Here is a 477-nt window from a genome sequence, read left to right as displayed (position 1 = left end):
CCCCATAAAGAGGCTCCTACTGCTTGTACGTACACGGTTTCAGGTTCTTTTTCACTCCCCTCGCCGGGGTTCTTTTTCGCCTTTCCCTCACGGTACTGGTTCACTATCGGTCAATCAGGAGTATTTAGCCTTGGAGGATGGTCCCCCCATATTCAGACAGGATAACACGTGTCCCGCCCTACTCGTCGAGTTCACAATAACAGCATCTTCGGATACGGGGCTATCACCCTTTACTGCCGGACTTTCCAGACCGTTCTCCTGATGCTGCTATTGATTAAGACTCTGGGCTGTTCCCCCGTTCGCTCGCCGCTACTAGGGGAATCTCGGTTGATTTCTTTTCCTCGGGGTACTGAGATGTTTCAGTTCTCCCGGTTCGCTTCATTAACCTATGTATTCAGTTAATGATAATATCCATAGGATATTGGGTTTCCCCATTCGGAAATCGTCGGGTATAACGGTTCATATCACCTTACCGAC

The 477-nt window shown here is 49.3% G+C and carries 1 rRNA gene; it reads right to left on the bottom strand.

Annotated elements, in window-relative coordinates:
- Positions 1-477, bottom strand: a 23S ribosomal RNA gene (locus BHE89_RS20365); the annotation flags it as partial.

This window comes from Shigella sp. FC1967 (assembly GCF_001743005.1).
Classification (GTDB): domain Bacteria; phylum Pseudomonadota; class Gammaproteobacteria; order Enterobacterales; family Enterobacteriaceae; genus Proteus.
Note: the sequence above shows the minus strand (reverse complement) of the source record. Positions and strands in the feature narration are given on the sequence as shown.